This window comes from Marinobacter lacisalsi (assembly GCF_042651045.1).
Taxonomy (GTDB): Bacteria; Pseudomonadota; Gammaproteobacteria; order Pseudomonadales; family Oleiphilaceae; genus Marinobacter; species Marinobacter lacisalsi.
Genome location: NZ_JBHSDI010000007.1, coordinates 69,300 through 91,490, shown reverse-complemented (window position 1 = coordinate 91,490; position 22,191 = coordinate 69,300). Strand labels below are relative to the sequence as shown.

Below are 22,191 nucleotides of genomic sequence, written 5' to 3'. Positions count from 1 at the left end.
ATTACACGTCCCTGACGATGCGGCCGGAGGTGGGCTCGTCGCTCTGCGCCGGTTGCGGATCACCCAGCACACGGATTTCCGACCCTTCCAGCAGGTGGTCGGAGCCCTTCTCCAGAATGCGCTGGCCGGCCTCCAGGCCCTCCGTGACATAGACCGACTCATCATCGCGATAAGCCCATTCCACCTGCTGACGACGAAGCCGGTTGGCTTCGTCCACAACCCATATCTCGTTGTTGGTAATCATGGCGGAGCGGGGGATGGTGGCCACCTCGGACAGGCGGCGACCCTGGATCTGTGCATCCACATAGACCCGGGGTTCCAGGGGTACGGAACCGGATTCCGGGTCCACTTCCGCAATCAGCCAGCTCATCTGGTTGCTGCTGACGCCACTCTCCCGACGGGTAATGACCGCATCCCAGTGGCGCTCCCTGCCACCAAAACTGCCGCTTAGCCGTACGGGTATCTCCAGGGCCTTGTCCGGTTCATCCGGGAAGACCGCCATCAGGTCCAACCATTCGTTGCGCACCGGCAGCCGCACCTCCATGCGCTGTGAACTGAACAGTTCCCCGAGGGATTCGCCGCCGCCAACCGTCTGCCCCACGGACACCCGTACCTGCTCCAACCGGCCACTGAACGGGGCCTTCATGGTGGCCCGCTCCAGATCACTGACCGCCTGATTCAGAGCCGCCCGGGCCATCTGCACCCGGGCCCGGGCCTCCCGCAGCTGGGGGACATTGAGAGCAAAGTCGGTAGCGTTACGGCTGGGGCTGCGGCGGGCAATGGTGGCCTTGGCCTGGGCCTGTTCCAGGTGCAGCTTGGCGGATTCCACATCGTGGCGACGCTGGGCCACGTCCAGCTCGAAGGGCTCCGGGTCCAGCCGGACCAGCACCTCGCCTTTCTCCACCCAGCCGCCGCTGGCCATGCTGTCGGCGACCTCGATCACCTCACCGCCGGCGCGGAAGGTGAGCGCCAGGCGATCCTGGGCACGGGCGGTTCCCTGACTGTGGAGTTTCAGTGTGACCGGCTCCAGCTCCACGGAGTGGATACGGAATTCCGGCGATTCCAGCCGGGGGGTATGGGTCACCGTATCGGGCGCACCCCGGTAGATAAACACCAGGGCCAGCACCAGCAGCGCCAGTACCCAGGCTGAGGCATAGCGGGGATCGCTGACCCAACGACCGAAAAAGGATGTTCCCTGATTCATTCCTGCGCTGACTCCTCCATGACATGTCAGGCGCCGGCATTACCTGAAGTGGCGCGGGGGCTCCTGAACATCGGATCTTCCGTTGACTTCCCTTTTGCGGGACCGGGATCACTCTGGAACTGCAGGGGGCCGGAATGGCCTCCAGAGTGCGGGCGATGCGTCGCCGGCCCGGTCCGACGATGCCATAACGCTACGGTGCGCTTGCCACATCCCCGGTCCGGGAGAGGCGATAACATATCAGGACAGCTATCGAATCAGCACCCCTGACTACCGGAAGTGAGTACCGGTTCCACATCCGTCATCTGCCATCCATATTTGCCCTCAAGAAGGGCATGTGGAGCATCTCACAACAGTCGGAAATCCTGACAGGCGCTGTGAGACTTTTGTCACTTATATCATAACGTTACGCTGACCATTTCGTGACCATACGGTAACTCTACGGTGCTTGTCCAAACGCTGAGATGAACCCCACAAATCCACCTTTATCTCCGTGGTACAAACCTTCCCACGAATCGTTACAGGGACAAACGCCAACAAGTGTCCCGTTCGGTTGATTCGCTGACCTACTGAGCCACTGAGAGCCTTGAGAGCAAGGCGCGGTGGCGAAGGTTTGGTGGTTCCAAATCGAGTCAGCGCAACGCGGCTATCAAGGCTCTCAGTGGCTCCCGAAGGGCGCGACGCTGGGGCCTCTGGCCGGTGTTGCCAGCCCTTGATGTGGAACCACCACACCTTCGGACTGGCGCCTTGGCCAGAGGCCCCAGCGTCACGCAGTAGGCCAGCGAATCAACCGCACGGGACACTAAACCTCTGAAGTGTCCTGATGCATTGTTCAGAGTTCGCCAAACCAAAAGGAGGTGGGTAATGCCCCAATTGTTCAGGAGCCTCGTCTCACGAGGTTATCTCTACGTCTTCCTGCTACTGGCCATTGTGGCCATCGCAGCCTTTGACTACGACAGCAGCCAGCTTTTCCTGTGGTTCCTGCTGCCCTACTATGCGTTGGGGCTGGTACTGCAGTTCGTGATGCCAAAGCACAAGAAACCCCTGGAGCAGGGGGAGCTGCTCACCGACGTCGTTTCCAACGGCTTCATGTTTCTGCTGAGCAGTGTCCAGAACCTGATGGTCACCCTGTTCTTCGGTCTGGCATCGTCCAGCCTGCTGATTCACTTCGGGCTGCTGAGCCCCTCCTTCGGGCTGTCCAACCTGCCCATGTGGGCCCAGGTGATCTGTGGCCTGCTGATCTTTGATTTCATGTTCTACACCACTCACCGCATGGCCCATACGGTTCCCGCGCTGTGGAAACTGCATTCCGTTCACCATAGCGCCCATCGGGTCACCCTGATGAATGCCTACCGGGTGCACCCACTGGACGTTCTGGTACGCCGCTTTATTCCGGTATTCGTGCTTCTTCAGTCCGGCATCAGCCAGGAGGGATTTGTGGCCGTGGCGGTGATCGGCAGCGTGCTGGCCACCATCACCCACCTGAACATCGACCTGAAGCACGGCGCCCTGAACTACCTGATCGGCACCAACGAGATCCACCGCTGGCACCACTCCACCAAAATGAGTGAAGCCAAGAACTTCGGCGGCATCATGATCTGGGATCACCTGTTCGGCACTTTCTACTACCCGAAAGACCGGGACATGCCGGAAAAGCTTGGCCTGTCCCATGAGCAGGATTACCCGCTGAACAACTACTGGCAGCAGCTGATATACCCGTTCCGTAAGCCCATCCGGAAACCGGAGAAAGCCGGGTCAGCCCAGGGCCAGGCGGACGCCCGCCCCAACCCGGTGGCTGCAGAAACGTAGCCGGAACGCACTCCCCCGGAAGCCGGGCTCCACAGTCTTCCGGGGGCGTCAGCACAAAGAAGCCCCGGAGAGCCGACGCTCCCCGGGGCTTTTTGCACTGTCACAACCCGGCCATTTCAGAGGCGCGCAAACTGCTCACGAAACGCCTTCAGCTCCCGCCGGGTAAGGATCAGATGAAGGTCCACACTATTGCCCTCCTCCGCAGTGGGCACGACCTTGATCATGCGGAAGGGGGCGGCGGTGGGGGTATACCAAGTGGGCGCGCCGGTACCGAAATCGGCATCATACACGGGCATGGCACAGTAATTGTTCTGCATGAAGCCTCCGTCCAGCCCCCGCAGCACCGACCGGGGCAGGATGCTGCCCAGTCGCTTTTCCTGCCGCTGGCGCTCCATGAAACCGAGGTAGCCGCGCCAGTCGACGGTGCCGGGCCGGTCAGTGGGCTGGCGCAGCTTCAGCGTCAGGGCGGGTACCGAACATTCCTGCAGGTCCCGGGCGGAGAACCCACGCTCTTCCTGACCGATAGCCACCCCGAACAGGCGCCGCGGTATCTCCAGCCCCCGCTTGAAACGGAAATCCACCACCACACCCACGTGCAGATCCTTACGGTAGCCCTGCACACGGGCAATCACCTTCAGGCACTGGGCCGTCAGCAGGTCCACGTCGCTGACCCTGGGACCCTCGGGACAGGCCTTGTCATAGCTGGCCCGCAACTCGTCCAGATAGCGGCCCGGAATTCGGTGGATCTCAAGCCGGTTGCGCATCACCTGCAGCGCCAAGCGTGCGTATAGCCCGAGCCGCTGCCACAGCCCGAACACCTGGACATCCTTGCGGGCGTATAGATGGCTGGCGTACTTCTGGCTGCGGTTGAGCAGGAAGTCCCGTTCGACGATGTCCTCCGGCTCCCCGAGCCCGCGGGCAGCCCGGGACCAGTCCTGCACAAACATCCACACGCTGCTGCCATCAATCAGGCAGTGGACCGGCGCCATGGTGCAGATGGCACCGCCATCTTCAAAACGGAATACCTTGACGCCGAACAGCGGCGTATCCGGTCGGTAGATGGTCCAGGGAAACACCTTGTCGTAGTACTTGCCGATAAAGGACTGGTGGGGGTAATCCGGCCCATAGTCCGGCATGGGCCCATCCACGTCATAGACCTCGAAGGGCACACCGGAATCGTCGGCGTCGATGTAGGGGTAACCCTCGGCGTCCTTTTTCAGGCGGCCGGCCACCAGCGGGTACGTCTTCAGGACCGTGGCCAGGGACTGCTCCATGGCCTCAGGATCCAGCCCCTGGGGGTAGACGTAGAACAGCGGCACCGTGATCATGCCGCCGAAGATGTCGGGGCCGGTCAGATACTGGCGACCGGCCCGGACGCCGGCGCGAACCTGTGTCCGTGACACCAGACGTTTCCTGATCTTTTCCATGGCAAATCCTGCTTCCTCGTCCTGAGCCCGGACACGAGTATAGGGAGAGCGGGGACTGTCGCAAGTGACGCCGGCGCAATGTGGGAACTTCATGGCAACCGCACGTTTACGAACGATTGGTAATGGAACTATGGGACCTGGCGCACTGATCCCGTTGCTTACTGTTGGTGGAATGCGATCCTGACTCACAGGCAAGGACTGGCCTATGGATACCATGACCGCGGTAAAGCTCCTCTCCACCGCCCTGCTGTTCCTGATGACCCTGGGTATGGGCATGACCATGTGCTGGAACGACGTGCGCCGGATTGTGCGCTACCCCCGGGCCGTCACCATAGGCGCGGTGAACCAGGCGGCAGTGCTACCCCTGGTGGGTTTTGGTCTGGTGCTGGCCTTCGACGTGCACCCGGAAATCGCCGTGGGGGTCATGCTGCTGACCTTCTGCCCCGGCGGGGTTGGCTCCAATATCTCCACCCTGCTGGCCCGGGGCGATATCGCCCTGTCGGTGAGTCTGACCCTGATCAGCGGGTGCCTGATCGTCATCACCCTGCCGGTGCTGACCAATGCCGCCATGGTGTATTTCCTGGGCGAGGGGCTCACCCAAACCCTGCCCGTGGGAGAGACCGCTTTGCGGCTGATCCTGATGGTACTGGTACCGGTGAGCCTGGGCATGCTGATCAACCACCGCTGGCCGGCCTTCACCGCCCGGGCCGAACGCTATGTGAAAACCAGCGGGTTCGTGTTGCTGTCACTGATGATCGTGGGCGTGCTGTTCAAGGAATACGACACCTTCATGGCCTACAGTCGGCAGGCCGGGGCGGTGGTCACGGCGCTGTGTGTGACCACCATGACCATCGGCTTCCTGAGTGCCCGGCTGTTCCGGCTCAACCGCGCACAGAGCACCAGTATCTGTATTGAGGTAGGCATCCAGAACACCCTGCTGGCGCTGGTGATTGCCGGCCTGCTGGACAAGGCCTATCTCACCATTCCGGCGGTCATCTATGTGGTGGTCAGTTCCGCCATGCTGCTGGTGGTCATCGCCTGGGCCAACCTGCCCCTGCGCAGGCCGGCGCCAGCAGCGGCCTCGGTCCGTGAGGGGAGGTCGTAACCGTTACCAGGGTAACTCGTCGCCATTGCTGTGCCAGAAGCCACCGGTATTCTCCAGATTCAGAGCCTCAATCCGGTCAGCCAGACCACGGGCGGCTTCCTCCGGCGAGATCAGGCCACCAAAGTTGACCATCCGGGTCTTCACATAGCCCGGATGGAGCTGGGCAACGGCGATTCCCCGGGGCTTCAGATCCACCGACAGGGACTTGCCAAAGGCATTCAGGGCCGCCTTGGAGGCTCGGTAGCCGTAACGGCCCCCGGAGTCATTGTCAGCGATTGACCCCATGCGGCTGGTGATATTGGCAATCTTGCCGCCTTCGGGAATCAGTTCCACCAGGGCTTCTGCGACCCGTAGTGGTGCGTAGGCGTTCACTTCCATCTGCGTGCGGATGGAATCAAAGTCGATACTGCCCAGTTGCTCGTCCTGAAGCAGGCCGGCATTGTTGATCAGCAGATCAATCTGCTCACCCGCCAGCGCCTGCTTCAGGCCCAGCACATCCGCTTCCCGGGTAACGTCGATGCGGTCGATCACTCGAGCCGCCACTGCTTCCAGCTCACCGGACGATTGTCGACACACGCCTATCACCTGCCAGCCGTTGGCGGCATACAGACGGGCCAGTTCCAGCCCGATGCCCCGGTTAGCGCCGGTTATCAGTACCTGTTTCATGCTTTCACCTCCGGTTTGCTATTTTATGGAACCACCGGGCAGGATAAGCGAGCACCATGAACGATCCAACCAGAGACTGGAAAAACCTGACACCGCAACAGGCCATAGAGCTACAGAGGCAGACCGCCGGGCAGGTTATTACCCGCGACCAGCTGCCAGAGATCACCACCGTTGCCGGGGTCGACGTGGGGTTCGAAAACCGGGACACCGCCCGCGCCGCCATCGTAGTCCTGCGGCTGAGCGATCTGAAACCCATCGACCACGCCATCGCCCGCCAGCCAGTGCCCATGCCCTACATCCCCGGCCTGCTGTCGTTCCGGGAATGTCCGGTGATCCTCGAGGCCCTGGGCAAGCTCGACCGCCAACCGGACCTTCTGCTGTGCGATGGCCAGGGCATTGCCCACCCCCGGCGGCTGGGGGTTGCCTCCCACACCGGCATCCTTACCGGCCTGCCCACCATCGGCGTTGGCAAGAGCCGCCTGACCGGCACCCATGCCCCCGTTCCGGATGACAAGGGCGCCTGGGTACCGCTGGAGGACAAGGGCGAAACCATCGGGGCCGTGCTGCGCACCCGCAAGGGCGTCAAGCCACTCTATATTTCGCCCGGGCACCGGATCAGCCTGCCCACGGCCATTCACTATGTCATGGCCTGCGTCACCCGCTATCGATTGCCGGAAACCACGCGCTGGGCAGACGGCATTGCGTCCGACCGGGGCCAGAAATGGCTGGACCAGTTACCAGTTAAACCTGACAGATAAGCCCTACTGACGGGACAGGCGCTCACGGGTGGCCAGCCGCCCTTCCCGACGTATTGCGGCACCGTCGTACCGGCGTTTCTCATCCTCTGATTCCGGCGCGACGGCCGGAACATCCACCGGCTTACCCTCATCATCCAGGGCCACGAACGTAAAGAAGGCCGACAGTATATGGCGCACGTCGCCGGTGTAACTGTTCTCTGCTTCCACCCGTGCCCCGATCTCCATGGAGGATCCCCAGCTGCGGTTCAGGGACAGGCTGAACAGCAATGTGTCATTGCCCTTGGCCGGGGCGCGGAAATGGATGGAATCCACCGCCGCCGTGACGCACACGCGCGCGGAATGCCGTTCGGCAACCACCAGGGCCAGTCGGTCACACTTGGCCATGATCATCCCGCCGAACACCGTATTCTGGGCGTTCATATCGTTCGGAAAGACTTTGTAGACGTGTTTATCGATGGCGGATGCCGCCACGGGCTTGCTGGTTTTTGAAGACATGCCTGGAGCGCTCTCCTGCTGCCGGAAAAGGAAAATCCATTTCACTACTATACGCTAGTGTGCCTTAACCCTGGTGTCCCGTTTGGTTATCCAGGCCCTCAGAAAACCTGGTCATACCTGATCCCGACTACAACGCCATTACACTTATTACACAATCAGCCCCTGAAACCACCTGAAAAGCCCTCAAACGCCTTGGTAAGTCAGTGGAGAAATATTCAATCTGGCAACCGTGAATGATGCACGTTTTGCTGCCAATTCGTGAAAGCCCAATCCTTGTACGTGTCGCTAATTTAGGTTCCGGGGGATGCGGTTCCCCGACAACAACTCACAACAAAGTACTGCAACAGGAATAACAATATGTTCAAGCACAATGCCAACAATTCTCTGCGGTCGCTGATCGCAGCCAGCTCCCTCCTGCTGTCCGCTACGGCCTTCGCCGCCGGCGGTGGTGGCGGCGACGATGGTGGCGACGGATGCACGAGTAACTGTGGTTTCGAGCGCGGCCCGGATCCCACGGTTTCCTTCCTGGAGGCTTCCCGTGGCCCCTACTCAGTTCGTACTGACAACGTGTCCAGTTTTGTAGGCGGTTTCGGTGGTGGCACCGTTCACTACCCCACAGGTACCACGGGCACCATGGCGGCTGTCGTGGTCATTCCCGGCTTCGTGTCTGCCGAGTCCTCCATAGAATGGTGGGGGCCAAAGCTGGCGTCCTATGGTTTCGTGGTCATGACCATCGACACCAACAGCGGGTTTGACCAGCCGCCCAGCCGCGCTACCCAGATCAACAACGCGCTGGATTACCTGATTGAGGAAAACGGCAGCAGCACCAGCCCCTACAGCGGCATGATCGACACCGATCGCCTCGGTGTTATCGGCTGGTCCATGGGCGGTGGCGGCACCCTGCGGGTAGCCGCCGAAGGCCGGCTCAAGGCAGCCATTCCGCTGGCGCCCTGGGATACCTCCAGCTTCCGGTTCCGCAGTATCACCACGCCGACAATGATCTTCGCCTGTGAGTCTGACATTGTCGCGCCGGTTGGCAGCCACTCGGAGCCATTCTACGAAGCCATTCCGGACTCTACCGACAAAGCCTTTGTTGAACTGAACAATGGCAGCCATTACTGCGGTAACGGTGGCAACAGCTACAATGACGTACTGGCACGCCTCGGTGTTTCCTGGATGAAGCTGCACCTGGACGACGACCAGCGGTACAACCAGTTTGTCTGTGGACCGAACCACGAGTCTGACTGGGACATTTCCGAGTACCGGGGCACCTGCCCTTACTGATGAAGCCCGGAGAAAAACAGTAGTATTCAACTGATCGAAACCATGCTGGCTACCTCCCTGCCAGCCTTGACGGGTCGTGGTTCGCCACGGCCCGTTTTTATTGTTACATCCGTTATAGCTCCAGATTTCTCAATGCTCGACAGCAGCCCCATATAGCAAAGTCCCTCCCTGCCCAAAAAGAGCGAGCGCTCGAAACACCAAATTCAAAGCCATTGCGAAACACAAGATACTCATCCACGAAATAATGTGATCGGCGCCTCCAGGGGTGCTAATTCGTGAAAGCTGCGTCTTGAGGACCGAACTAACGTTGACCTCGGGGATAGACAGATCCCCGCCAACAACACTCAAATAAGACAACGTTACAGGGAAATCTATATGTTCAACTCGATTGGAAAGAAATCAGCACTGTCGCTGATCGCAGCAGGCAGCCTCATGTTCTCCGCTTCTGCCTTTGCCATCATTGGTGGGGGCGGCACTGGCGGTGGCGGCGGTGGTGGCGGCGGTTGCGAAAGCGACTGCGGCTACGAGCGCGGCCCGGAGCCCACTGCATCCTTACTTGAATCCTCCAGTGGCCCCTTTAGCGTGCGCACCAGCAACGTGTCCGGCACTGTCCGGGGTTTTGGGGGTGGTACGATTCACTACCCCACCGGCACGAGCGGAACCATGGCTGCGATCGTCGTTATCCCTGGCTTCGTCTCCCCCGAGTCATCCATCGCATGGTGGGGACCAAAGCTGGCCTCCCATGGCTTCGTGGTCATGACCATCGATACCAACAGCGGGTTTGATCAACCGCCCAGCCGTGCTACCCAGCTCAACAACGCCCTGGATTACCTGATCGAGCAGAACAGCAGCAGCCGCAGCCCGATCAGCGGTATGATCGATACCGATCGCCTGGGCGTCATGGGCTGGTCCATGGGCGGTGGCGGCACCCTGCGTGTTGCAACCGAAGGCCGGGTCAGCGCCGCTATTCCTCTGGCGCCGTGGGATAGCTCCAGCCTGCAGTTCCGCAGCATTGACACGCCGACCCTGATCTTCGCCTGCGAGAACGATTCAACAGCACCGGTCAGAAGCCATGCCGATCCGTTCTACGAAGCAATTCCAGACTCTACCGCGAAGGCCTTTGTTGAACTGAATGGTGGCGGCCATACCTGCGCCAACGGCAGCAGCGGCTTCGGCGGAAGCTACAACGACGTATTGAGCCGCCTCGGTGTGTCCTGGATGAAGCTGCACCTGGACAAGGACCAGCGCTACAACCAGTTCGTCTGCGGCCCGCGCCACGAGTCCGACAGCGACATCTCAGAGTACCGCGGCACCTGCCCGTACTAAACCAACCGCGATTCCTGAAAGTTGCAGTACTGTCTATTACAGGCCTGAAGAATGAATAGCCTGAACCGGGCTACGGAGGATCCGTAGCCCGGCTTTTGATTCTGCCCCATCCATCCTGCCAATACGTGACCCTGCTTTGGCTTGCCCCAGTATCGTTCCAAACCCGACACTCCGTTTGACCGGGTGATGGAAATATCGAATGAACGAGGAAGTAACGTTCAGGCGACACGGGCCGGGTAGTCGCAAAACAGAATGCACTGGCCAGCGGTAAAAACTCCAATACCATTGTAAAAAATGCCAACCGGGGAATGACAAAGCCTATCTATCGTCTTCAATGGCATGTCGAAGTCGTTAAATATGCCGAAGCTCCCGAAATACTCTATGGCCTATCCGCTTGGCCGCCCTCTGGGCATCTCAACGGATGCCTGTCTGGCTCCATAAGCCACTGGGTTAATGCATATGCACTTAAATAAAACACAACTGATAATAATACATGTCGAGATGTTTTCTGGGTGCCATCGCATCCGAAAGGTCATAATTCATACACAATAACCCTTTGCTTTTTCTGTATTTTATTATTAATGAAAATATATTCATAAAGGGGCGCCTGCTGGAAGAAATAGAGGACCCTGCTCCGGGACACAATAACTGTCGAAATGCTTTGCGCCGCTTTTTGCTCCATATATTCTAACAAACTGTTTTAAAAGGAAAACAAAAACGGGCACGATTTTCGCTTATATGTTTGGCAAATGGCCTGAAAGACCGAGTCGGGTCATTGTTTCAACCCCATTCGTCATGCGGTGTTGAATAGAAGCCAAGGATCTCTGCAGTACTGGATTGAGACAGCCTGGTTGCTAAAAGAACTAGATGGACATGGTGCTTAACAACTGGAGAATAGTTATGAAAATGAAAATGATCGCCTCAGCAGTCGCTTTGTCTGTATGGGCAGGATACGCAGGCGCTGTCGTTGTTGTGGAAGACGGATACAACGACCTGTCGGACAGGCTGGCCGGCTTTGGTGCAACGGTTGATGCCAACGCGGATCAGCTTGCCGATGGCAACGACAGCCACTGGGAAATTCTCGGCGGCAACGCCACAACCACAATGGTTCTGGAGCTGGCCGGGAAGAAGGGCGTTAACACCTTTGGCATCTACGACCCGGCTGACAAGACCAACTTCTTCCAGCTCTTCTCTGGTGTGGATACCGTGTCTTCCCAGGTATCGCTGAGCATTGCCGGGGATGGCACTGTCACAGTTGGCGGCTCAGACCTGGGAGCCCTGAGCTCCACGACCTTTGGTTTTTACCTTGGCCGCAGTGATCCACTGTTCTATTCCGACAGCTCACTGAACCAGGGCGGAGAAGACCAGATGGCCGCCTTCAAGGGCGACGGAACCACGAACCTGACACTGCCAGTACCCATTGGCGCGACCACGTGGGAACTGGAGGACTACTTCCTGGCGTTTGAAGACCTGCCGTACGCCAGCGGTGACAAGGACGTTAACGATATGGTGGTGTATGTTCAGAGCATCACCACCGTGCCCGAACCCGGCACCCTGGCCCTGCTGGGTCTTGGTCTGGCCGGCCTGGGTGCTGCCCGTCGTCGCAGAGCCTGATATCACGGCCTGAGCCAACGGCACACAAACAAAGCCATAGGGCTACCGCCCTATGGCTTTTTTATTCCAGGTTTGCGACAACCGCCCCGAATGGGGGACGAGAATGCATCTTTGCTGTCTTCCCTGTAGAGCCCGCCACAGAGAGTGTGCAACCGGAACATGTTACGGGTCGGAGCGGGATTCTTCCGACGCTGGCGTGTCGCCTTCGAACCCTGAAGGGGTATCCACCACCCGTGCACGGAGTCGTGGCAGCTGTGAGGGATAGTGCTGCTGGATAAAGGACACCAGCCCTTCCCGGATGGCACATTTCAGGTCCCAGTTTTTGGTGGAGTCCGGAGCGCTCATCAGGAAACGGACCTGCAGCGCCTGATCACTGGAATCGGTCACCTGAACCGTCGCCACGTTGCCATCCCACTGTTTCGCCTTGTCCAGCAAGCGGAAGAATTCCTGTCGCAGGGGTTCAATCGGCATGGTGTAGTCCACCCAGATAAAGACCGTGCCCAGCAAATCCGCCGTATTCCGGGACCAGTTCTGGAAAGGGTTCTCGATAAACCACTGCAAAGGCACGATCAGACGACGCAGGTCCCACACCCGCAGGACCACGTAGGTTGCCGTCACTTCCTCGACCCAGCACCATTCACCCTGCACGTAAAGCACATCATCGATGCGAAACGGCTGGGTAAGCGCAATCTGCATACCGGCGAGAAGGTTACTGAGCACCGGCCGTGCGGCGAAACCCAGGATAATACCGCCAACACCCGCGGATGCCAGCAGACTGGCGCCCACCTTCTGTACCGGCTCAAAAATCATCAGCGCCGCACCAATGCCCATGATAATGATAAGGACATTCAGGCAGCGCACCAGAAAACGGGTCTGTGTCTCCACCTTCCGGGCTCTTTTCCACTGCCCCTCCAGCACCGGGTTGAGCAGCACAATGACCTCGCCAATAACAGAGGTCAGACGGACTGCGGCCCACGTCAGGGACAGAATCAGCAGCAATGTAACCGCCTGCTGCACTGCCCCCAGGAGCACCAGGTCATCCGGTGCGCCATTGAGCACAGCCTTGAGCACCAACAGACTGGTAACTACACCAAGCGCCCTGGCTGCCGCGTCCAGGAACAGTCGGGGGACAGTTCGCCGCTCTGAAAAATGGCGGATCAGGGCCAGCGACACCCGGTAAATGATGTAAGTTGCCAGCACCGCCAGCAACGCCGAAAGCCCCGGCAGCAACCATGCCTGTAACCCCGTTTCCACCGCTTTCAGCATTGCTCTTTCCTTTTGAATTGTTTGGCATACCTCTCGGTAAACGTAAGAGATGCGGCGCCGAAACGCCAGAGGCAACAGATGTCAGTAAACTGGATTAGTCCCACCCCCCTGCCCCCGAAACCTGCCCCCACATTCATTGCTATCCGGCAACGTCTCCTGAACGCGCCTTGAAATCACACGGGTCCGTCATAAGCTCAATAGGTATACGCAACATCTTTTGACCCTGAACTCATCATCAACCCACTGCGGAGAGTGACATGGCAGGAGCAAGCGGCAGTTACCACGAGCCCATAGAGCAACTGACCAACAAGACCAGGGACATGCATCGGGCCCTGGTTTCCGTGCAGGAAGAGCTGGAGGCCGTCGACTGGTACCAGCAGCGTGCGGACGCAACGGAGGACGAAGAGCTCAAGGGCCTGCTGCTCCACAACATGCGGGAGGAAATCGAACATGCCTGCATGGTGTTGGAATGGCTGCGACGCAACCACCCTGATTTTGCCGAACAGATGGACATCTACCTCTACACCAAAAAGCCCATTCTGGAGGCAGAGGAAGAAGACGCGGACCTCAGCGCCGCCGGAGAGGAAAGCCCCGGCAAATCGCTGAATAAATTCACCATCGGTTCCATGAAAGGTGAGTAAACGCCATGAATTATCTCAATCGGGAAAACGCCTCCTTTTCCAAAGACATCTGGGAGAGAATTGATGAAGCCGCCGTCGGTTCAGCGCGGGAAGTACTCACCGGACGTCGCTTCCTGGACGTGGACGGCCCCTATGGCGTAGGTCTGACCGCCATTGAAGTGGGCGAGGAAGGCTACTGCCGTCAGCCCGCTCCCGACGAAGCCGGCGCCGTACTCAGCCGCGCCAGCGCCATTCCCATGCTGCGCAAGGGCTTCGGCCTGAGCGTGCGCCGTATCGAGGGGTACGAGTCCATGGGCCAGCCCCTGGACCTGCGTTCCGTGGAGGACGCAGCTGAAGCGGTTGCCCGCCGTGAGGAAGAGTTCATCTACTACGGCCAGCCGGATTTTGGCCTGGAAGGCCTGCTGACGGCCAAGGGGCGCAATGAGGTCAAGTGCGAGGACTGGAGCAAGGTCGAACAGGCCCTGGAGAATGTGCTATCGGGGGTGAACCACCTGGACGACAACGGCTTTCACGGCCCCTATGCCCTGGTCCTGTCGCCCACCTGGTACAACCTGTTGTTCCGCCGTTATGAAGGCACCGACATGTTGCAGCTGGAACACCTCAAGCGTCTGTGTGAGGTCGGCGTCTTCAAGGCGGAAATTGAAGGGGCGGTTCTGGTGGATCCCCGGGTCGGCCGTATTATCGTCGGCCAGGACCTGATGACAGGGTATTCCTCCAACGACGGCATCCATCACCAGATGTTTGTCAGTGAGAGCCTGGCACTGCAGGTGGAGGAACCCGGGGCCATCTGCACCCTGACCCGGAAGAAATAAACCTGCCATGACGACCGAAGCAGATCTTTCCCGGGGACGCCGTGTTGCCAGGCAGGCACTGGCTGAGCTGGACGGACTGAGCCAGCGCCAGGCCGACTGCGGCGATGACACCCTGCGCTCGACCCTGCGGGACATCAGCCAGCGCAAATCAGGCCAGGCGTGGCGGATGATGGCGTGGTTGCAGCAACACGACAACCACCCGCCCTCATCGCAACGGCAACTGGCACCGGCGCCACAGCAACCGGACCAATCGTCGGCACCGGCAGAGCCCGGGCCGTCGGTCGTCACGGATTCCGTAACGGAGACGCCTTCTTTCGCAGCAACATTCGACGCGGCCCCGGTGATCGAACGCAGGGATGTCACGGCGGATCTGATCGTGTTCCGGGTTGCCCGGCCAGAGGGATTCCAGTTCTCGCCGGGCCAGTCGGTCAAGGTAGGTCTTGGCGATATCCGGCGTTCCTACTCCATCGTGTCCGCTCCCCATGAGCCCTTCCTGGAGTTCTTCGTGGAGCTGGCCCCCGGAGGACAGATGTCGGAACGACTACGACAACTTCAGGCAGGCGACACCCTCAGCCTTGGCAACCCCAAAGGTGGCCTGCGCTTTGATGACCGGGTGCAGAGCCACCTGATGATTGCCACGGTCACCGGCATCAATCCTTTCATCAGCATCCTGCGGGACTATCTCCACCGGGGGCAGCACGAGCATGGAATCGTGCTGATGCATGGCGCCAGCTACCAGGACGAGTTCGGCTACCGGCAGGAACTGGAGGCGCTGGCCGCTGCTCACCCTGACCTGCTGACCTACCTGCCCACGATCAGCCGTCCGGATGAGCCACGCAACCAGGGGTGGATGGGCGCTACCGGTCGTGTCGACACCCTGGTGGAAGACGTATTGAGCAATCATGGCCTGACCCCCGAAAATTCCCTAGCCTATGCCTGCGGTCATTCCGGCATGCTTGAATCCGTGGCCGGGCAGCTCCAGCCGCGAGGGTTCCGGCTGGAAACCGAGAGCTATGACTGATCTCCAGTGACGCGTTGAGCTACAGCGGCTCCATGACCGAAAGCGTGCGGAACTCATCCAGGGCAAACTGGTCAGTCATGCCGCTGACCATGTCCTGCAGCAGACGACAGCGACAGTAGCGCTCCCAGAGCTCGTCATCAGCCCCCGCGGGTGAGTCTTCCTTCATGATGAGGTAGGCCCTGACATGCTTGTCAGGCATTCGCTTGATCAGTCGGCTCTCCAGCAGGAAACCCTTGCGTTTACCCGCCAGCAGGTCATCAAAATGCGCCTTCGACAACATCAGCAGGGGCCGATAGTGTTCCAGCAGCCCCGCGATAATCCGGTAGCCCTGCAGTTCCAGGGTTTCCACCTCGGGTACAGAGAACACCTTTTTTACGGCCACCTGTTTCAGGGTCTCGATAACGCTGTGACACGGTGAATCGTCCTCCAGCAACGCCCGGTTCAGCCTGCCCTCGAAGACGTCATCAATATGATCGATAAAGGTTCCTGCGGCATGATCCACCAGGGGATGGATCAGCCTGACCCGTAACCACACAAAAAACTCATGCTCTGCATTGATGGGTTCGGCGTGGGCCCGGCCCAGCGCCTCTTCAATCAACTCATCAAACGACCGGAGCTTACCGAACACGTTGAAATGAGCTCCTTCGTAATCGTGGGGCCTCAGTTCCCTGAAAGCGGCCTTCAGCTCAGAGGCCACGTCCTCGAATGTCATAATGCCCTTGTCGACACTGTCCTCAAGGTCGGCAAGACAATAGGAGATATCATCCGCCGCTTCCATAATGTAGGCCAGCGGATGCCGGTGCCCGGGCTCCATCGCCAAAGCCTGCTGCATGTCAGCGACAAAGCCGGCTTCGGAGAAATAGTAGCCCGGCTTTTTCTGCAGGTAATCCAGGGGGGAGCCTTTGGCGGGCGCCGGCTCGGTCGCTGCACGGGTGTACTTGAACATGCCGGCCGCCTGCACAAACGTCAGATTGAGCTTTTGCAGGTGGCTGATCAGACGTATCGCCTGGGCATTGCCTTCGAAGCAGGACAACTCCCGCGACAGGGGTTCCTTCAGGGAGCCTGAGTCAGCGTCATCCCGGAATGGCTCAAGCTGGCGCAGGTTATCGGAGAACCAGCGGGAGATGGCGGCCTCCCCGAAATGTCCGAACGGTGGGTTCCCTACGTCGTGCATCAGGCATGACATCTCCACCAGGGTCTCCATCGCCCGATCCAGGCCCTCCAGACCATAACGTGCCGCATCACCAGCCAGCCGTTTGAAGATGGTACGGGTGATGTAGCGCCCGGTCTGCTGTACCTCCAACGAATGGGTCAGCCGGCTGCGCACCGCCGCGTTACGCTCCAGGGCAAACACCTGGGTTTTCTGCTGCAGACGACGCACGGCCGCCGAATTGATGATCCGGCCGCGGTCGCTCTCCAGTTGATCCTCCAGCTTTTCGATGCCGCAGGTTTTCAGGCTGAAATCAGACGCTGAGTTCTCCCGGGCAGGACGGTTATAGGGGCGTTTCAGGGAAAATCGGACAGCAAAGTCCGGGAACCTGGTCATAAGTGAGCTACCTGCCCGTGGCGAAGTTATGAGTCTTGGTGAGTATGATCGGTCGTACCACAGGATGACAAACCCATGGTCGCTATACCCAACGTTCAATCCAGTTGAATAAATCGGGCGGATTTATCCGTTATCACTCGCCGGACAGGATGACTATATTGAAGTCACTTAACCGACTCCGATATTCGGAGCGACATCCGATAGCCCATCAGAAAGGAAGCCCACACTATGTCGCTGAAGCTCCAGACCATCATCTGCAGTACCCGTCCGGGACGAGTTGGTCCGTCCCTCGGCCAGTGGTTCAACGATTTCGCCAATAAACAGGGCCAGTTCGAAAGCTCCCTGGTGGATGTGGCCGATTTCAATCTGCCGGTTTTCGACGAACCCAATCATCCGGCCATGCAGAAGTACGAACACGAACACACCAGGCAGTGGTCCAGGACCGTTGCGGAAGCCGACGCCTACGTGTTCGTAATTCCCGAGTACAACTTCTGTCCGCCCCCGTCCTTCGTCAATGCCATTGACTATCTTTACAAGGAGTGGAACTACAAGCCTTGCGGTTTCGTGAGCTATGGCGGTGCTTCCGGCGGTATACGTTCCGCCCAGATGGCCAAGCAGCAGGTCACGACAGTGCGCATGATGCCCATGGTGGAAGGGGTAATGGTGCAGATGGCGTGGGACCACCTGGACGACAACAAACGATTCCAGGCCCTGGACCTTCACACAGACTCGGCGACGTCCATGCTGGATGAAATGAAGAAATGGGCGACGGCCCTGAAAACCATGCGCGAGTGATCCGCACATGATAGCGGGAATATCAGCCGCTTCACTCTACGGCTGATATTCCTCATCCCACCAGAAACCTTACCAACGCCGCCGCGGCAATGCCGCTGGCAATCGCCGGCAACACCCTTCGTGATGCCAGCATGATAACCGTTGTGGTGGCCAGCGCGGCGATAGCACCAGCATCCCCGCCGAAGGCCATGGGCACGATAATGGCAATCAGCACAGAGCTGGCCATGGTATTGATGAAGCTCTCGATACGCGGATTGATACGCACGAACGACATGATGAACACGCCGCCGAAACGGGTTGCCAGTGTCACCAGCGCCATCAGCGCGATAATGGCCAGGATGCCGGTTGTGGTGGTTTCCAGGGTCATTCTTCCTCCGGCTGTTGCTCAGCGACCTTTCGGGGTTCCAGCCAGAAAAAACCGATAGCCCCGCCAGCCAGTGCCCCCACCACCACATGGGTGTTCGGCGGCAGCCAGTACCAGGCCATCAGCGATGCCGCCCCTGCAACCAGCCAGGCCACCAGGGTTCTCGGAGTCTTGCGCCCGCCAAGTGCCATGGCCAGCAGGAAGCACCCCAGCACCATATCCAGCCCCAGGCTGTGGGGGTCCCGCAGCAGCCCGCCAAAGTAGACACCGAGCCCGGTACCCAGAACCCAGGCAAGCCATAGGGCCAGCCCACCGCCCAGTATGACCTCCAGATTCCTGCGACCGTTCTGGTATTCCTGGGCCGATACCGCCCAGTTGGCATCTGTGAGCAACAATAACAGGCCATAACGGCGCGCCGGTGACATTTCCCGCAGCATGGGGTACAGCGAGGCTCCCATCAGCAAATGCCGGGAGTTGATGGCGAAGACGACCGCCATCATCGGTATCAGCGAGACTTCCTGGCCCCACATGTCCACGGCGGCAAACTGCGAGGCACCGGCAAACACCACCGTACTCATCAGCAGTGCCTGCAAGGGTTCCAGCCCCTTTTGCACAGCGGCGAGCCCGAACGCCGCCCCGAACGCCACCACAAACAGGGAGATCGGAAGCAATCGAAGAAACTCGGCTCGCACGCGGGTTGGCTGGAGCTGGTAAGCGTCACCATGGGAAGTCATATTAGGAATCTAACAGAATTTTCCCTGGCCAGGCACCGGATGTAGGTATATACCGCAGCCCGTCGCCAGGTTGGCCTGATTCTGAGCAGGATCAATGAAAAATCCTCCGGGTCGGTCCATAGTGGTCACATATCACTTATCAAGAACAACATCTGGGGCTCGTATATGAAACTTCGTTTTCTCGGTGGTGTTGGCACGGTTACCGGCTCACGGTATCTGCTCAGCGATGACAAGCACCGTCTGCTGGTGGATTGCGGCATGTACCAGGGCGTGAAGACGTTACGCCGCAGGAACTGGGCGCCGTTTCCGGTTGAGCCCCGCACCATTGATGCAGTGGTGCTGACCCACGCCCATATTGATCACAGCGGCTATTTGCCTGCATTGGTGAAAAACGGGTTCCGGGGGCGTATTTACTGCACCAAAGCTACCCATGAACTCTGCAAGGTATTGCTACCCGACGCAGGCTATCTTCAGGAAGAGGACGCTCGCTACGCCTTTCGCAAGAAGTTCTCCAAGCATGATAAACCCGAACCGCTGTTCACGGAGAAGGATGCCTACGAGGCCCTGAAGTATTTCGAATCACTGCACTACCATGAACCTTTTGAACCGGTACCGGGTTTCCGGGTGGAGTTCACACCCGCAGGCCATATCCTCGGCTCTTCCTGTGTGCACGTTACCCACTCCGACAATGACCGGACCGTGGTTTTCAGTGGTGACGTAGGCCGGCAGGACGATGTCATCATGCGACCACCGGAGCCCGTCCAGAAGGCGGATGTTCTGGTGTGCGAGTCCACCTATGGCAACCGTCTCCACGGCGAGACAGACCCGGAGCAGGTACTGGCGGAGATAATCGGCAAAACCGCCGCACGGGGTGGTGTGGTTCTGATGCCCGCCTTTGCCGTGGGGCGCGCCCAGATGCTCCTGTACCTGGTGCACAAGCTGATGGCAGAGAGCCGGATCCCGAAGCTGCCCGTCTACCTGAACAGCCCCATGGCGATTCGTGCTACCGAGATCTTCAGCCGCCACCACAAGGAGCACCGTCTGAACCAGGCCCAGTGCGAGCTGATTGACGAAAACACCCACTTCGTCCGCACGGTGGAGCAGTCCATCGAACTGACCACGAAAAAGTTTCCCGCCGTTATCATTTCCGCCAGTGGCATGGCCAGCGGAGGCAGGGTGCTGCACCACCTCAAGATGCTGCTTCCCAACCCCCGCAACAGCATCGTCTTCGCCGGCTTCCAGGCTCCGGGGACACGGGGGGATGCCATGGTCAACGGGGTTGAATCCGTGAAAATCCACGGGGAGTACTGGCCTGTGAAGGCCGAGATCCATAACCTAGACTCCCTCTCCGCCCACGGCGACTACGAGGAAATCCTTACCTGGCTGGGACAGGGCCAACTGAAGCCGGAAAGAGTCTATATCACCCATGGCGAGGTGGTAGCGGCGGATGTGATGCGAAAACACATCCGCGAACGCCTGGGCTGGAATGCCGAAGTGCCGGAACTCTACGAGGAAGTGGATATCTAGTGTCCCGTGCGGTTAATTCGCTGACCTACTGAGCCACTAGGCACTACAGTTCTTTCACGTTGGGCGGGGACCCGACTTTGACATCCCGGAGGTGCTCCTGGGTCAGGCCCCGGAAAAGTGCGAACATCATGCCGAATACGAGGATGAACATGGGCAGACCGACCACGGTGATCACCTGTTTGAGCGCGGTGAGCCCGGCTTCTCCAGCCAACACGATAAGCATGGCCGCCAGGACACCTTCCGACACCCCCCAGAAGACCCGCTGACGCCTCGGCCCCGGGTCAGAGGTACCGGTGCAAAGCATGTCGACCACCAGCGAGGCGGAGTCTGACGACGTGGCAAAGAAAATCGCCACGATCACGACCGCAAGCCCCTGGATCAGCGTTGACGCCGGAAAGTTTTCGAAAAAGGCAAACATCGCCAGCGGGACACTCTCCTCCACGGCCTGCGACAGTGCCCCTGCCTGGGCACCCAGGGCGGCCCGGGCCTCTGCGCCAATGCCGTCGATTTCCATGGCAGACCAGCCGAATATCGCGAACCAGACCAGCGTGAAGATGGAGGGTGCGAACAACACCCCCAGCACAAACTCACGAATCGTACGGCCCCTGGATATCCGGGCGACGAAAATGCCGATGAACGGGGACCAGGTCACCGTCCAGGCCCAGTAGAAGACTGTCCAGCTACCCTGCCAGCCCCATCCCCCCTGTTCGTGGGTATATTCCGCCAGCGCATCGTTCCAGAACGCCATAGGCAGGATATTGGTGATATAGATGCCGAACGTTTCCACTGCGGCACGAAGCAGGAAAACCGTCGAACCGGTAAAGAGAACAAAAAACATCAGGCCCACTGCCATGCCAATATTGATGTTTGACAGGACCTTGATGCCCTTATCCAGGCCGGCAACAATCGAGCACACCGCCACGATCTCCAGCACCAGGATTATCAGCAATTTGGCACCAACCGATTCCGGCACGTCCAGCAGTTCGGTCAGGCCGGCGTTGATCTGTTGGGTACCCAGGCCGATGGAGACGGCCACCCCGAACAATGTGCCCAGTACGGCGAAGATATCGAGGGTTTTGCCGACCCGCCCATAAATGCGATCGCCGATCAAAGGGTAAAACACCGAACTGAAACGCATCGGCAGATCATAACGGTAGATAAAGTACGCGAAAGCCAGACCCGGCAAGGTGAAAATTGCCCATGTGTGGAGGCCCAGATGGTAAATGGCGAAGCCCATGGCATCATCGGCGGCTTCCACCGTGAAGGGGTCAACGTCGGGACGCGGTGGATTGGAGAAATGGGTAATCGGCTCAGCTACGCCCCAGAACATCAGCACAGTGCCGATGCCGCCAGCGAAAAGCATGGTGAACCAGGAAATGTTGCCGTAGTCAGGTCTGGCGTCGTTGCCGCCCAGGCGGATGCTGCCATAACGACTGATCGACACCCATAGCAGGAACGCCAGCCAGCTTGTCACGCCAAGAATGAAAAACCACCCCAAGTTAGCGGCGATCCACGCCCGCCCCGCGCCGAATGCATCGCCAATGGGGCCTGGGGCAATCAGGATCGCCGCCAGAAACACCACCATGGTGCCGGCGGATACAAAAAAAATGGTCGGATCGGTTCGAAGCCCGAGTTTTCTGGCAAGTTCTTCCATCACATGCCCTCCCCTTGTTGGTAAAGGTAGGACCTTGGAAAAGCATGGGCCAGTTCATTAGCAATATGTCATGCGTTTGCTGCCCGACGAATCGGTCGCAGTCGTCCTCAAGAATACTATTACCATAAAGTTCACATGTGTACTAT

Annotated in this window: 20 protein-coding genes; 11 read left to right on the top strand and 9 right to left on the bottom strand. The window is 59.1% G+C overall.

All coding sequences use genetic code 11. The features are described 5' to 3' along the window. Position 1: 1 nt before the first annotated feature. Positions 2-1,204: an efflux RND transporter periplasmic adaptor subunit gene (locus ACFOZ5_RS03990; protein WP_379885559.1), complete on the bottom strand. Its 1,203-nt coding sequence runs from the start codon at positions 1,202-1,204 to the stop codon at positions 2-4. An 861-nt stretch (positions 1,205-2,065) separates the two neighbouring features. Here ACFOZ5_RS03990 and ACFOZ5_RS03985 point away from each other — a divergent pair. Beyond that, positions 2,066-3,010, top strand: coding sequence for a sterol desaturase family protein (locus ACFOZ5_RS03985; RefSeq protein WP_379885558.1), 945 nt, complete (start codon positions 2,066-2,068; stop codon positions 3,008-3,010). 116 nt (positions 3,011-3,126) lie between these two features. Here the strand turns inward: ACFOZ5_RS03985 and ACFOZ5_RS03980 are convergent, their stop codons facing one another. Then, on the bottom strand, positions 3,127-4,437 hold the full coding sequence (locus ACFOZ5_RS03980; RefSeq protein ID WP_379885556.1) for an acyltransferase: 1,311 nt from the start codon (positions 4,435-4,437) through the stop codon (positions 3,127-3,129). 205 nt (positions 4,438-4,642) lie between these two features. On the opposite strand from ACFOZ5_RS03980, the gene ACFOZ5_RS03975 reads away from it, so the two are divergent. After that, positions 4,643-5,542: a bile acid:sodium symporter family protein gene (locus ACFOZ5_RS03975; protein WP_379885555.1), complete on the top strand. Its 900-nt coding sequence runs from the start codon at positions 4,643-4,645 to the stop codon at positions 5,540-5,542. A gap of 3 nt (positions 5,543-5,545) precedes the next feature. On the opposite strand, the gene ACFOZ5_RS03970 is transcribed toward ACFOZ5_RS03975, so the two are convergent. Beyond that, entirely contained in the window at positions 5,546-6,208 is a 663-nt protein-coding gene (locus tag ACFOZ5_RS03970) for an SDR family oxidoreductase (RefSeq protein WP_379885554.1), read from the bottom strand. 56 nt (positions 6,209-6,264) lie between these two features. On the opposite strand from ACFOZ5_RS03970, the gene nfi reads away from it, so the two are divergent. Further along, the gene (nfi, locus tag ACFOZ5_RS03965) at positions 6,265-6,966 is read left to right on the top strand and encodes a deoxyribonuclease V (protein ID WP_379885553.1); all 702 of its coding nucleotides are present in this window, start codon (positions 6,265-6,267) and stop codon (positions 6,964-6,966) included. Between the two features lie 3 nt (positions 6,967-6,969). Here nfi and ACFOZ5_RS03960 read toward each other — a convergent pair whose 3' ends face one another. After that, positions 6,970-7,461: an acyl-CoA thioesterase gene (locus ACFOZ5_RS03960; protein WP_379885552.1), complete on the bottom strand. Its 492-nt coding sequence runs from the start codon at positions 7,459-7,461 to the stop codon at positions 6,970-6,972. Positions 7,462-7,818: 357 nt separating this feature from the next. Here ACFOZ5_RS03960 and ACFOZ5_RS03955 point away from each other — a divergent pair, with 357 nt between their 5' ends. From ACFOZ5_RS03955 to ACFOZ5_RS03945, 3 genes are all read left to right on the top strand, one after another. Continuing rightward, positions 7,819-8,745 carry an alpha/beta hydrolase family protein gene (locus tag ACFOZ5_RS03955; protein WP_379885551.1) on the top strand — a complete coding sequence of 309 codons (927 nt, stop codon included), beginning with the start codon at positions 7,819-7,821 and terminating at the stop codon, positions 8,743-8,745. Between the two features lie 375 nt (positions 8,746-9,120). Beyond that, entirely contained in the window at positions 9,121-10,071 is a 951-nt protein-coding gene (locus ACFOZ5_RS03950) for an alpha/beta hydrolase family protein (protein ID WP_379885550.1), read from the top strand. A 900-nt stretch (positions 10,072-10,971) separates the two neighbouring features. Continuing rightward, positions 10,972-11,685, top strand: a complete 714-nt coding sequence (locus tag ACFOZ5_RS03945) for a PEP-CTERM sorting domain-containing protein (RefSeq protein WP_379885549.1) — start codon at positions 10,972-10,974, stop codon at positions 11,683-11,685. Positions 11,686-11,847: 162 nt separating this feature from the next. Here the strand turns inward: ACFOZ5_RS03945 and ACFOZ5_RS03940 are convergent, their stop codons facing one another. After that, positions 11,848-12,951, bottom strand: coding sequence for a mechanosensitive ion channel family protein (locus ACFOZ5_RS03940; RefSeq protein ID WP_379885548.1), 1,104 nt, complete (start codon positions 12,949-12,951; stop codon positions 11,848-11,850). Positions 12,952-13,208: 257 nt separating this feature from the next. On the opposite strand from ACFOZ5_RS03940, the gene ACFOZ5_RS03935 reads away from it, so the two are divergent. The 3 genes from ACFOZ5_RS03935 to ACFOZ5_RS03925 are packed head-to-tail and all read left to right on the top strand — an operon-like array spanning position 13,209 to position 15,425. Beyond that, positions 13,209-13,592 (top strand): encapsulin-associated ferritin-like protein, encoded by a 384-nt coding sequence (locus ACFOZ5_RS03935; RefSeq protein ID WP_379885547.1) that lies wholly within the window; start codon positions 13,209-13,211, stop codon positions 13,590-13,592. A gap of 5 nt (positions 13,593-13,597) precedes the next feature. Next, positions 13,598-14,404: a family 1 encapsulin nanocompartment shell protein gene (locus ACFOZ5_RS03930; RefSeq protein ID WP_379885546.1), complete on the top strand. Its 807-nt coding sequence runs from the start codon at positions 13,598-13,600 to the stop codon at positions 14,402-14,404. A gap of 7 nt (positions 14,405-14,411) precedes the next feature. Beyond that, positions 14,412-15,425 (top strand): ferredoxin--NADP reductase, encoded by a 1,014-nt coding sequence (locus ACFOZ5_RS03925; protein WP_379885545.1) that lies wholly within the window; start codon positions 14,412-14,414, stop codon positions 15,423-15,425. Between the two features lie 19 nt (positions 15,426-15,444). On the opposite strand, the gene dgt is transcribed toward ACFOZ5_RS03925, so the two are convergent. Further along, entirely contained in the window at positions 15,445-16,971 is a 1,527-nt protein-coding gene (gene dgt / locus ACFOZ5_RS03920) for a dGTPase (protein WP_379885544.1), read from the bottom strand. A gap of 228 nt (positions 16,972-17,199) precedes the next feature. Here dgt and ACFOZ5_RS03915 point away from each other — a divergent pair, with 228 nt between their 5' ends. Then, the gene (locus ACFOZ5_RS03915) at positions 17,200-17,766 is read left to right on the top strand and encodes an NADPH-dependent FMN reductase (RefSeq protein WP_379885543.1); all 567 of its coding nucleotides are present in this window, start codon (positions 17,200-17,202) and stop codon (positions 17,764-17,766) included. Between the two features lie 52 nt (positions 17,767-17,818). Here ACFOZ5_RS03915 and ACFOZ5_RS03910 read toward each other — a convergent pair whose 3' ends face one another. Together ACFOZ5_RS03910 and ACFOZ5_RS03905 are read right to left on the bottom strand one after the other, a co-directional pair. Further along, positions 17,819-18,133: an AzlD family protein gene (locus tag ACFOZ5_RS03910; protein WP_379885542.1), complete on the bottom strand. Its 315-nt coding sequence runs from the start codon at positions 18,131-18,133 to the stop codon at positions 17,819-17,821. Beyond that, positions 18,130-18,864 (bottom strand): AzlC family ABC transporter permease, encoded by a 735-nt coding sequence (locus ACFOZ5_RS03905; protein ID WP_379885541.1) that lies wholly within the window; start codon positions 18,862-18,864, stop codon positions 18,130-18,132. Before ACFOZ5_RS03905 ends, ACFOZ5_RS03910 begins: the two co-directional genes overlap by 4 nt. A gap of 165 nt (positions 18,865-19,029) precedes the next feature. Here ACFOZ5_RS03905 and ACFOZ5_RS03900 point away from each other — a divergent pair, with 165 nt between their 5' ends. Then, positions 19,030-20,391: an MBL fold metallo-hydrolase RNA specificity domain-containing protein gene (locus ACFOZ5_RS03900; RefSeq protein WP_379885540.1), complete on the top strand. Its 1,362-nt coding sequence runs from the start codon at positions 19,030-19,032 to the stop codon at positions 20,389-20,391. A gap of 43 nt (positions 20,392-20,434) precedes the next feature. Here the strand turns inward: ACFOZ5_RS03900 and ACFOZ5_RS03895 are convergent, their stop codons facing one another. Further along, entirely contained in the window at positions 20,435-22,045 is a 1,611-nt protein-coding gene (locus tag ACFOZ5_RS03895; RefSeq protein WP_379885539.1) for a BCCT family transporter, read from the bottom strand. Positions 22,046-22,191: the final 146 nt, after the last annotated feature.

Excerpts from the sequence above, each read along its gene's own strand:
- nfi (WP_379885553.1), top strand. The coding sequence starts at position 6,265 with ATGAACGATCCAACCAGAGACTGGAAAAACCTGACACCGCAACAGGCC.
- ACFOZ5_RS03935 (WP_379885547.1), top strand. The coding sequence starts at position 13,209 with ATGGCAGGAGCAAGCGGCAGTTACCACGAGCCCATAGAGCAACTGACC.
- ACFOZ5_RS03970 (WP_379885554.1), bottom strand. The coding sequence starts at position 6,208 with ATGAAACAGGTACTGATAACCGGCGCTAACCGGGGCATCGGGCTGGAA.
- ACFOZ5_RS03915 (WP_379885543.1), top strand. The coding sequence starts at position 17,200 with ATGTCGCTGAAGCTCCAGACCATCATCTGCAGTACCCGTCCGGGACGA.
- ACFOZ5_RS03975 (WP_379885555.1), top strand. The coding sequence starts at position 4,643 with ATGGATACCATGACCGCGGTAAAGCTCCTCTCCACCGCCCTGCTGTTC.
- ACFOZ5_RS03985 (WP_379885558.1), top strand. The coding sequence starts at position 2,066 with ATGCCCCAATTGTTCAGGAGCCTCGTCTCACGAGGTTATCTCTACGTC.
- ACFOZ5_RS03955 (WP_379885551.1), top strand. The coding sequence starts at position 7,819 with ATGTTCAAGCACAATGCCAACAATTCTCTGCGGTCGCTGATCGCAGCC.
- ACFOZ5_RS03925 (WP_379885545.1), top strand. The coding sequence starts at position 14,412 with ATGACGACCGAAGCAGATCTTTCCCGGGGACGCCGTGTTGCCAGGCAG.
- ACFOZ5_RS03940 (WP_379885548.1), bottom strand. The coding sequence starts at position 12,951 with ATGCTGAAAGCGGTGGAAACGGGGTTACAGGCATGGTTGCTGCCGGGG.
- dgt (WP_379885544.1), bottom strand. The coding sequence starts at position 16,971 with ATGACCAGGTTCCCGGACTTTGCTGTCCGATTTTCCCTGAAACGCCCC.
- ACFOZ5_RS03960 (WP_379885552.1), bottom strand. The coding sequence starts at position 7,461 with ATGTCTTCAAAAACCAGCAAGCCCGTGGCGGCATCCGCCATCGATAAA.
- ACFOZ5_RS03990 (WP_379885559.1), bottom strand. The coding sequence starts at position 1,204 with ATGAATCAGGGAACATCCTTTTTCGGTCGTTGGGTCAGCGATCCCCGC.
- ACFOZ5_RS03905 (WP_379885541.1), bottom strand. The coding sequence starts at position 18,864 with ATGACTTCCCATGGTGACGCTTACCAGCTCCAGCCAACCCGCGTGCGA.
- ACFOZ5_RS03950 (WP_379885550.1), top strand. The coding sequence starts at position 9,121 with ATGTTCAACTCGATTGGAAAGAAATCAGCACTGTCGCTGATCGCAGCA.
- ACFOZ5_RS03900 (WP_379885540.1), top strand. The coding sequence starts at position 19,030 with ATGAAACTTCGTTTTCTCGGTGGTGTTGGCACGGTTACCGGCTCACGG.
- ACFOZ5_RS03895 (WP_379885539.1), bottom strand. The coding sequence starts at position 22,045 with ATGGAAGAACTTGCCAGAAAACTCGGGCTTCGAACCGATCCGACCATT.
- ACFOZ5_RS03910 (WP_379885542.1), bottom strand. The coding sequence starts at position 18,133 with ATGACCCTGGAAACCACCACAACCGGCATCCTGGCCATTATCGCGCTG.
- ACFOZ5_RS03945 (WP_379885549.1), top strand. The coding sequence starts at position 10,972 with ATGAAAATGAAAATGATCGCCTCAGCAGTCGCTTTGTCTGTATGGGCA.
- ACFOZ5_RS03930 (WP_379885546.1), top strand. The coding sequence starts at position 13,598 with ATGAATTATCTCAATCGGGAAAACGCCTCCTTTTCCAAAGACATCTGG.
- ACFOZ5_RS03980 (WP_379885556.1), bottom strand. The coding sequence starts at position 4,437 with ATGGAAAAGATCAGGAAACGTCTGGTGTCACGGACACAGGTTCGCGCC.